6 protein-coding genes and 2 pseudogenes are annotated in these 9,480 nt (G+C 54.6%); 3 read left to right on the forward strand and 5 right to left on the reverse strand.

The features are described 5' to 3' along the window. The coding region (locus tag K7G81_RS17510) for an O-methyltransferase (RefSeq protein ID WP_223032122.1) at positions 1-840 on the forward strand (840 nt) is incomplete at its 5' end. 52 nt (positions 841-892) lie between these two features. On the opposite strand, the gene K7G81_RS17515 is transcribed toward K7G81_RS17510, so the two are convergent. Next, entirely contained in the window at positions 893-1,945 is a 1,053-nt protein-coding gene (locus tag K7G81_RS17515; protein ID WP_223032123.1) for a glycosyltransferase, read from the reverse strand. A gap of 253 nt (positions 1,946-2,198) precedes the next feature. Here K7G81_RS17515 and K7G81_RS17520 point away from each other — a divergent pair, with 253 nt between their 5' ends. Both K7G81_RS17520 and K7G81_RS17525 read left to right on the forward strand, forming a co-directional pair. Then, positions 2,199-3,218: a glycoside hydrolase family 5 protein gene (locus tag K7G81_RS17520; protein ID WP_223032124.1), complete on the forward strand. Its 1,020-nt coding sequence runs from the start codon at positions 2,199-2,201 to the stop codon at positions 3,216-3,218. A gap of 344 nt (positions 3,219-3,562) precedes the next feature. Further along, positions 3,563-4,777, forward strand: coding sequence for a hypothetical protein (locus K7G81_RS17525; protein ID WP_223032125.1), 1,215 nt, complete (start codon positions 3,563-3,565; stop codon positions 4,775-4,777). 276 nt (positions 4,778-5,053) lie between these two features. Here K7G81_RS17525 and K7G81_RS17530 read toward each other — a convergent pair whose 3' ends face one another. The 4 genes and pseudogenes from K7G81_RS17530 to K7G81_RS17550 form a co-directional block, all read right to left on the reverse strand. Continuing rightward, a complete protein-coding gene (locus K7G81_RS17530) occupies positions 5,054-6,127 on the reverse strand; it encodes an acyltransferase family protein (protein WP_223032126.1) in 1,074 nt (357 codons plus the stop codon). A gap of 548 nt (positions 6,128-6,675) precedes the next feature. Next, positions 6,676-6,911 (reverse strand): annotated as a pseudogene (locus K7G81_RS17540) (transposase); the annotation flags it as partial. Between the two features lie 168 nt (positions 6,912-7,079). Then, a complete protein-coding gene (locus K7G81_RS17545) occupies positions 7,080-7,874 on the reverse strand; it encodes a methyltransferase domain-containing protein (RefSeq protein ID WP_223032129.1) in 795 nt (264 codons plus the stop codon). 191 nt (positions 7,875-8,065) lie between these two features. Beyond that, positions 8,066-9,259 (reverse strand): annotated as a pseudogene (locus tag K7G81_RS17550) (IS3 family transposase). Positions 9,260-9,480: the final 221 nt, after the last annotated feature.

Below are 9,480 nucleotides of genomic sequence, written 5' to 3' on the forward strand. Positions count from 1 at the left end.
GCTCGTGATCGAAAACCATCCGCACCGCACGATCGCGGACCTCCGGCGCAAACTTGTTCGTCGTCTTGCTCATACAGGCTCCACCTTCTCAGGAGTTGGAGCCTCCGGCAAACCCGGCGCGGTTCAGATCGCGGGCTGGCCAAGCGTTTACGTATGCTGCGTGCGTGGCATGCCATGCGAAGGTTTACCGAGCTTACGGGCGCCCGATTCGCACAGGAAACTCTATATCAAGCTATTTTTGATAGCGCATTACGAGCGCTCAAGGTCGACGCCCCGCCCTTCTACGCTGCCAAATCTGGAGCCAATTATAGTCTTCTTTATAGTTTATTGCGATCGGTCACAGAAACCCCCGCCAAGAGGATTTTAGAGATCGGCGCGGGCCAGACGAGTTTGCTGCTGAACACTCTGAAGCAAATTCGGCCCGATCTACAAATCACGTCGTTAGAAACCGATCCTGACTGGCGTGATTGGATAGCGAACCGCGTTGATCATGCGGTTTTGCACAGTAGTTTATCTCGACAGATTATAGAGGGGGTGGAAGTTAAGGGCTTTTTCGATCTCAGCGGCCTTCAGGGAAAAACGTTCGACCTTGTTCTGGTCGATGGCCCGCCGGGTGCGCAGAAGCGCAACGCGCGCTGGGCGGTCTTGCCGATTTTGCGCAATCATCTGGCGGGTGAATTTCTCGTGATTTTCGACGATGCCGAGCGATCAGGTGAGCAAGATACGATCAAGCAGTTTGCTCGATCATGCGACAATTCCGTGGATCACGGGCTGACTGTCGGCACCAAAGGGCAGATTATGCTTTTCACACCGGCTTACAGAGCTGCCAAATATTTCTAAAGCGCAATCAGCCACGTCGTAAATCGAGAAATCGTCATATATGGGCTTAGGTTCATTGAGGCCGCCCAGAAGCAATCAATGCGACCGTTCTAGCGATCTCCCTCCAGCTGAATCGCTGCCGATATTCGGCAACGGCTTCCTGAGATGGCAATTCGGCGGAAGATTGGATAACGGCGTTAGCTAAGTCTTCCGCCGCAATGCTTAACGGCGCGAAGCGCGCCCATGGAGGCGCAACTGCCCGATGAATTTCGATATCGCTACAAACCACCGGCAATCCCAGACATCCCGCTTCCACAAGAGGCATGTTAAAGCCTTCGGCCAACGACATGGAGAGGAAACAGCTTGATTTCTGATAGAGGCTCAGCAGTGTCTCGTCGGAAGCGTGACCATGCCATTCTAGCCTGCCCCCTTCCTCGTCAATGTAGCGTTCCCAGTCATCGGCGATTTTGCCCCAGCCCTTGCGACCAACGATGGCGACCGACCACGACGTAGGAAGGTGTGGTGCCATAGCCATGACGGCATCGTAATTCTTGCGCGGCTCAATAGTGCCTACCGTTATTACCTGACTGGCACCACGATCAGCAGGCGGGGCATCCACTAGATCAAGTCCCGGCGCATTGCCTACTAACGCAACGTCTCGTTTCAAAATCGCTGCGAGGCTCCGCGCCACAGGTTCGGTCGGAGCACAAATGGAATGGTAGAAGGGCGATAACGCTGATTCTAGGTATTTGAACAAGAGGCGTCCGCGAAAATTCATTTTGCGCGACCGCGTCCAAGGAAAATCGTCGTGGATAATGCGATAGATAGAAGGTTTACCATTCAATACAAATGGGCTTGGTGGAAAAGCCGGGCAGATTAACGAATCGAATTCTAGTTCGCGGTAGCGTCTACTAAACGGCAAAAATAGCCAACCTATAAATCCTCCACGAACAGGAATTACGCCCGTGCCGCATAGAACATTCGAGCGGCTGTCGACAAATGCTACTACATCGGGCGTGATCTCCTGCAATGCTTTGAATAGATTAATTGAATATCGCTCGATGCCAGTCGATGCCTTTGGTCGTGTTGCCAACACGAGATCTAAAACGATTGCCAATGTCGTCAATCTCCCTCTGCGGCCGGAATCCGACCTATCCGCCGTAATGGCGCTGCAAAGCGCGCCGGCTAATCAAAATTCCCCAAACGACAATCGTCGCAACATATCCTAGTTTCGCCGTCGAGGCCGTTCACCTAAGCGTGCTCGATCATATCTCTCGATCAGATCTAACGCCATTTTGCCGCGATAAGCCGATAGGGAAAACCGTCCGCATGTCAGGGATCGCCTTGCCATTGGGCTCGCGGCCGGGCAAACGATGGCTATGTCAATATTATCACGGCGCACCGTTATTGCAGGCGCTGCATTCGCATTGTCGTATGGATTAGGTGCTCCTCAAGCATGGACGGCCGGCGCGGTCACGCGCGGGCCGCGCTTCCGCCTGGGCGTTAACCTAGCTGGCGCGGAATTCAAGAAGATCGGCGGGCGCTGGCGCTGGCCTAAGCTCGATAATCTCCGATATTATCTGGATAATGGTTTCAATATCTTTCGCCTACCCTTCAAATGGGATCGGTTGCAGCCGGAATTGAGCGAGCCGCTTTTGGAGGACGCTCTTGCCGGATTGGACGAGATCGTCGACCTGGCAACGGGCGCCGGTGCGGTGGTTGTGCTCGACTCGCACGACTATGGCCGCCGGGATGGTCAAGTGATCGGCGATCCCGGCTCTACTGTCAGCGCTGCAGACTTTGCCGACTTCTGGGGCAGGATCGCGCGACGCTACCGGACCAACGATCTCGTATGGTACGGCCTGATGAACGAGCCACATGGCGAAGACCCAATGGTCAACCTGACCGTGCAAAATGCCGCTTGCGCCGCCATTCGCGCTGCTGGCGCAAAATCCAAGGTGCTATTTTCAGGCGTGTCCTGGACGAAAGCGAATACTTGGCTGAGAAGTAGCAACGCTGAGGTGATGCTGCAGGTGCGAGACCCCGAGAATAATTTTGCGTTCGACGCTCATCAGTACATTGACCAAGGTGTTGGCGGTGCGCCCAAGGGGCCGGCTCGCCCCGGCATCGGCTCGCGCGTGCTGGAGGACATCTACAAGTGGGGGCGGCAGCATCAGCGCCAGGTGTTTCTTGGAGAATTTGCTAGTGGACAGTACCCGGCCTCGCTCAAAGAGTTGAGGGCATTAGTGGCGTTTATGAAGGAGCGCTCGGATGTATTTATCGGCGCCACTTATTTCGCGGGTGGCGGCACTTGGGGAAAGTCGCCGAACTCGGCTGACCCGGTAAATGGCGTAGACAAGCCACAAACCTTGCTAATGGAAAGGTTTCTCCCGAAATAGGTCGATCCTCTGGTCGCGCATAATTGCGCAAACATGTGCGTGAAAGAAGAATAAGTGCAAAATAAATATGCCCAACGTAATGACACGGTCAAAAGATAACCTAATCTCCGGAGAGAGTCATTCGTTCCGATGTCGGCAGAGCTTGGTGTCGGGTTCGTACTCGCTCAAGTTTTGAGACGAATACCAAAAAATTTCAAGAATGAGCGCGAAAAAAGCAAATGGCTAACAGAGGTGGGAATGCCGGGGCGAGTCCAAGGGCAGCCTTGAGGTTCGTTAACGTTGCAAGGCACCGTAAATCGGAGGCACCTCGCCGGGGGTTGTGCTTCGCGGTGCTGTGTGCGGCAATGTTCCTCAACCTGGCGCTGGCATTCCTTCACGCACGGGGGCTACCGGCATCGACCCGTTTAGTCATTGTCGCTCAGGTAATTGTAACGGCGCTAGCACTGCCGGCATTCACGTCCCCTCGGGCGAAGCTGGAACGCCAAACGGTAATGGCGTTGTGTTTAATCGCCCTCTCTTTGGTGGGGACAAATATTGCTAATCCGTTTAATCCGAAGACGATTTATGATACCCTTTTAATCCCCATTTACATCATACTCGGGATGGCTGCCGGCTCGGTTCGAACCAAGTGGATGCATGGCCTATTGCTGTTCGTACTGGCGACGACGCTAATGGAGGCATTCTTCCCAGCGCTCTATGTCCGCCTCTTCGATCCGGCCGCTTATTTTTCGGCGACACGCGAATGGATCGCTAACCAAGACCCCAACGCATCAACTGACGCGGGGTTCTATGCTGGCGCGTTTCGCGCCGGGGGCTCGCAGTTCGGTTTCGCCGATCATCGGTTGAGTGGCGCGTTTATGGAACCGCTGTCTCTGGGTTACTTCTCTGCTCTAATGTCGATATATTACGCAGGAATATATCGCGGGCCGACTCTAGTGCGTGCGGGAGCCATCATTATATGCATGGGCTTGGCACTGGCGGCAGATTCTCGCGCCGGCATGATTCTGATTGTACTGATTAGTCTTTTTCTACTGCTGCGAATCCGCGCATATAGCTTTATGTTGTGGTTAATAGGCCCAATGGTCATTGTTGCAGCTTATATCGTCTACACAACTCATTTTGGTGATTTTTATAGAGATACTGTAAGCCGACTTGAAATTACATTTGGCGCCCTAGATAGGACTAGCGTGAGGGAAATGCTCCTGGGGGCGGTTCCGCTGGATCGCGTTGGCGATAGTGGTGTGATCTATATGCTTCGCTGCGTAGGCCTGCTCGGCATGCCGGTCGCAATATGGTTCTATAGCGGGATCTTCACTCGTTGGCATAGAGTCAACACTGGTATTTTAACGATGGTCACCGTCTATCTAACATTTACGCTGATGTTCGGCGGAGCCACACTGTCGATCAAAACCGCTAGCTTGATGGGCTATTTGGTGGGGCTGGCTGGTCGCCCGCGCGATCGCGATGTTACGTCGGCACGGCGGATAATGGTGACCGCTCCTCGTGCAATATCTCCGTCGTCGCAATATCCGCCATCAAGACTGCGTCCTTATAGATAAGCCAACGGCGTGCTTGAGCCTCCCGACGAGGTATACCTCAATCCGTCCTATGCTCTTTGGGATGGCCGAGATTGGCAAACTGCTCAACATCCTCGCGCTGCGCCTGATGTCTTATGCCTGCGTTTATGCAACCGCGCGGCGCCTGATTTCCTGATTTGTCGAACCGGTAATTTTCGCAGCCGTTAGCAATGCCCGTCCATCCAGTAGCGTACCCTTCCGCTGGGCCTTTCAATTACCCACAAGTCATCGCGTCAGGGCATGCGAACATAATGCAGCCTATGGTAAATCAGTTCTGGCCATTTGCAGAGGCGGTTTCGCGCTCGCTCTTATCCACTCTCTTGCCGTTGTTTCAAGCCACCGGTAGGAGATGCTCGCGACCGTGATCGCAGTTACCAGGAACATCGCCCATTGGACGCCCAGCGACCATTGCGCTGCATCGCATACTTTGTTGACGAACCAGTCAACGATCCAGTGCGTGAGGTATAAGGAATAGCTGATATCGCCGAGGAACATGGCAATCCCGATCATCCATGTCGGTAGTCTGCTCCGATAGAAGCAATAAATCGTGAACGCCGCCAAAAGGGTCAAAGCGAAATACATCGGCTGATCGGAGAACAGATTATCATCTACCATGAGCGAGAACGACATCAATACGGCGAGACATCCAAGACCGACGGGGATGAATTGATGAAGGCGGCTTCCGCCGATACGGTATATTATGAAGCCGATGGCGAAGAAGGGCGCGAAGGTGATCGGCTCCGAATAATAATCCCAAAATACCTTCTCATTTCCGATCATCGGTTGCAGTAACCACAGGAAAATATGCTTCGCTACTAACAAGCCGATCGTCGTCAGGATCAATGCCTTTGTCGAAGCACGCATTGCCGCCATTGCTGCCACCGGAAAGACCGTATAGAACAGCGCTTCGATCCCGAGCGACCATGTTCCGGTTGATGATCCCAGAAATCCCGGCATCCCGAGTGAAAACAATCCAGTGCCGGTCAAAACTGCTCTCCCGATCACGCCTGAATCGAAATGCGTCTCGACGACGACTGCCAGCGACACGCATATCAACAGGGGGAGTAGCCGGGCAATTCTGTTACGAAAGAAGCTGGCGCAGCTTTCCGGGGCGATGCCACTGCGAAAGCGACTCCCATAAACCATCAGCATCGTCAGTCCGGACAGGATAAAGAACACATACACCGAGAAGGTGCCCATACTCTGGATTTTGAGGCCGACATTCCATGATAGGAAATGATAATTTGCCACCGCTAGTGCGGCGATCCCTCTTATCAGGTCGAGAGCGTGGTGCCGCTCTGAAATGGCGCGGCGCTTATCTATTTCCCCCATTATTCCCTATCCGCAATCACCTGACCGATAGACTTAGACCGCAAGCGATAGAGCGGGCAACACCTTGAGCGTTAGCCTTGTTGAAATTCCCCGCCCACGCTCGGGTTCGTAAACAAAATCTGAGTGGCCTGCTGCCGGTTTGGTGGACACCGAGACAGGTCAAATCATGCTATCCAGCTTCGCTTTCACTCGACGTTTCGGTGGCTTGCGTCGCAGCTCCAGCCTCATCTCCTTGTAAAGCCGATAGATACGCTTCGCGTTCACGTCCCAGCCTTCCCGCCGGAGCAGCACATGAATCCGCAACCACGCGCGTCGCCGCGATCTTCCACATCCGCTTCTTCGACGCGGCCTAAGCCGAATGGCAACCACGGCAACGGTAGCTCGATCGTTCCGCTAGAAGCACATTGCACGATCGCCTGATGCTGACGTGCCAGGTGTTCCGAACATCATCGGCGAGCTTGCGCCGGCGATCAGGCCTCCGAGCTTTCGCGACCCATTCGGCCTACAGTCGATCCCCGGGATCGATTGTCAAACGGCCTCATCCTGGAAATCGCCTTGTCCAGCGACAGGTCAGCAACCAGCCACTTGAGCTTGCTGTTCTCGTCCTCGAGTTGGCGCAGCCGCCGCATCTCAGACGGCGTCAGCCCCGCATACTTCTTCCGCCACGCCTGGAAGGTCGCTTCGCTGATCTCGGTCTTGCGACACACCTCGCCGACCGTCGCCCATCCTCGACCTGCTTCAACACGAAAGCAATCTGCGCCTCACTGTACGTTGATCTCTTCACCGCGACTCTTCACCACTTGCTCCGCTTCCTTGGCCGTCGATCATAACTGGAATGTTCCAGCTCAAAACGGTCCAGGAGATGCGCAGCAGGTCAGCGCCCAGATAAATTATGAGAAAAATTAATTTTTAATTTTAAAGATAAATTTCCTCAAGCTTTTAGTAAAAAAGTTCATTTTATTAAGTCAACGTATAGAGACATTTGGGGTTGCTTTAAGTCCATGTCGCGCCCTCGCAGGGCTGCAGAGACCGACCCGTTCGGCTTTGATTCGACGATATAGGAAAAATAGCGATCTGCCATCGAGCGGATTTTATCAAAAGTCCAATAATTTATATGATTTCCGACCATAGAGAGATCGAATTCATTCCCTTGGATTAGCAAACACATTGCTTCGTCAAAATTCAGCGAGTCCAATTCGTCGTGAAGTGATGCGAACGACCTATCGATGTGCCTAACCTTTCGTGTAGAAATCTCCCTTGTCATAAAGTCATACTGCGTACAATCTTGTCGACGGATTCCGCGAGAAGAAAACCAGCTGCTCCGCCAATCCCAGTAACTATTCTCAAAAGAGCTAACGTTCCAAAGAAATTTTGCATCTGGGGTGGCGACACGTAAAACGCCGCCTTGTTTCAGAACCGACGAAGCATCTTCAAAAAATCTATTTACGTATATGTCTTCTATGTGCTCGATGACATGAGAGCAATAAATGTTTTCAACAGTGTTATTTTTAAAAGGCAATTTCCCCTTTCTCATGTCATAGGGGGCAAATGATCCACCGTGCTGGTCGCGATACCAATCAGATGGAATATCGACATCTGTAAATCCATCAATAGAGTATCCACCGGACCCCACGTTAAGATTTAATCCACTCCTCGCATTATTATTTTCTGAACGGAAGGCATCGCGAAAAGCCTTGGCGGACGACCTTAATCCGGCAACTAATCGATTGGGAAAAGGTGACGCCACACTACCCTCCAATATATACGCCAAATCAGCCTATGTCGCAGGTATATCGCGGCACCCTACGCGGCGTGTCAATTGCAGCCGTCTAACATACGTCGAAAAATGAGCAGGCGGCCGGTTGAGACGGGCCGGCAACGTCCGGTTGGCATGTCGAAGGCCATGAGATTTGGCGCGGGGACGTGCTCGTCTGATTGTTACCACTCGGAGGCAGGGTCCGGCTCTTTCATGGCGGTTGTTTGATGGGATGGCAATGTGTCTGGGCGCGCGCCCCCAGACACGTTGGCCGGCGGTCTCGGCGGGGGCTTCCCGCCCAGCTTCGAGTGCGGTCTAACGTGGTTGTAGTCATGCCGCTAGGCATCGAGCACGAAGCGGGCATACGCCAGCGACGTGAACAGCGTCTCGTTGAGGCACTCGTCTCGCAGGCGGCCATTAAAGCTCTCGACGAAGCCGTTCTGCATCGGCTTGCCCGGTGCGATGTAATGCCACTCGACCCGCCGCTCCTGCGACCAGCGCAGGATGGCCGACGAGGTCAGCTCAGTGCCTCCCTTCGGATTGATCCCCCGGATCAATCCGTGGCGGTCGGTGTCGCTGACCACCGTATGTGGCTTGCCGCGCATCCCGATCAGTCGCGTCAGCTCGCGCGCAACCCGAACACCTGACAGCGATGTGTCTGCCACCAGCGTCAGGCATTCCCGCGTGAAGTCGTCGACCACGCACAGGATGCGGAACCGCCTGCTGCACGTCAGGGTGTCGGAGACGAAGTCCAGCGACCAGCGCTGGTTCGGCCCGTCCGGCAACACCATTGGCGCCCGTGTGCCCAAGGCGCGCTTGCGACCGCCGCGACGACGGACCCGTAGGTTCTCCTCCCGATATATCCGCAGCAGCTTCTTGTGGTTGGGCGTGATGCCCTCCCGGGCCAACAAGTAGCCAAGGCGCCGATAGCCGAACCGACGACGCTCAGCCGCCAGTTCGCGCAGCCGCTGCCGCAGCGCATCATCTTCCGGTCGCGACGACTGGTACCGGATCACGCGGCGGCTCACGCCGACCAGGTTGCACGCCCGACGCTCGCTCAGCCCGTGATGTTCACGAGCATGGGCGACGGCTTCCCGCTTAGCGCCGGGCGTTACCATTTTTTTGATGCCAGATCCTTCAGCACGACGTTGTCGAGCATCGCCTCGGCCAACAGCTTCTTGAGCCTCGCATTCTCGTCCTCGAGCGCCCGTAGCCGACGGGCCTCGGATACCCCGACCCGCCGAACTTCGACTTCCACTTGTAGAACGTGGCAGAGCTGTTCCCGTGGCGGCGGCACACGTCCGCCGTCGCCAACCCGCTTCCTGCTTCTTCAAAATCTCGATGATCTGCTCTTCGCTAAACCTGCTGCGCTTCATTCCGTCCAACTCCTTCGCGTCCGACTCTACTCAAAAATCGGTCACATTTCCGGGGAGCACGTCAGGGCCGTTAGATGTGAGGCGTATCGCTATATTGAACCGCGCCGGGTTTGCCGGAGGCCTTGGGTTGTGAGTCACGCTGCCATATCGATGTTGTCCGCGGCAGCATAATATTGGTCTTCCGCTTCGGCAGGCGGGATGTTGCCGATGGGCTCGAGCAG

The organism is Hephaestia mangrovi (assembly GCF_019880555.1).
GTDB classification, from domain to species: domain Bacteria; phylum Pseudomonadota; class Alphaproteobacteria; order Sphingomonadales; family Sphingomonadaceae; genus Sphingomonas; species Sphingomonas mangrovi.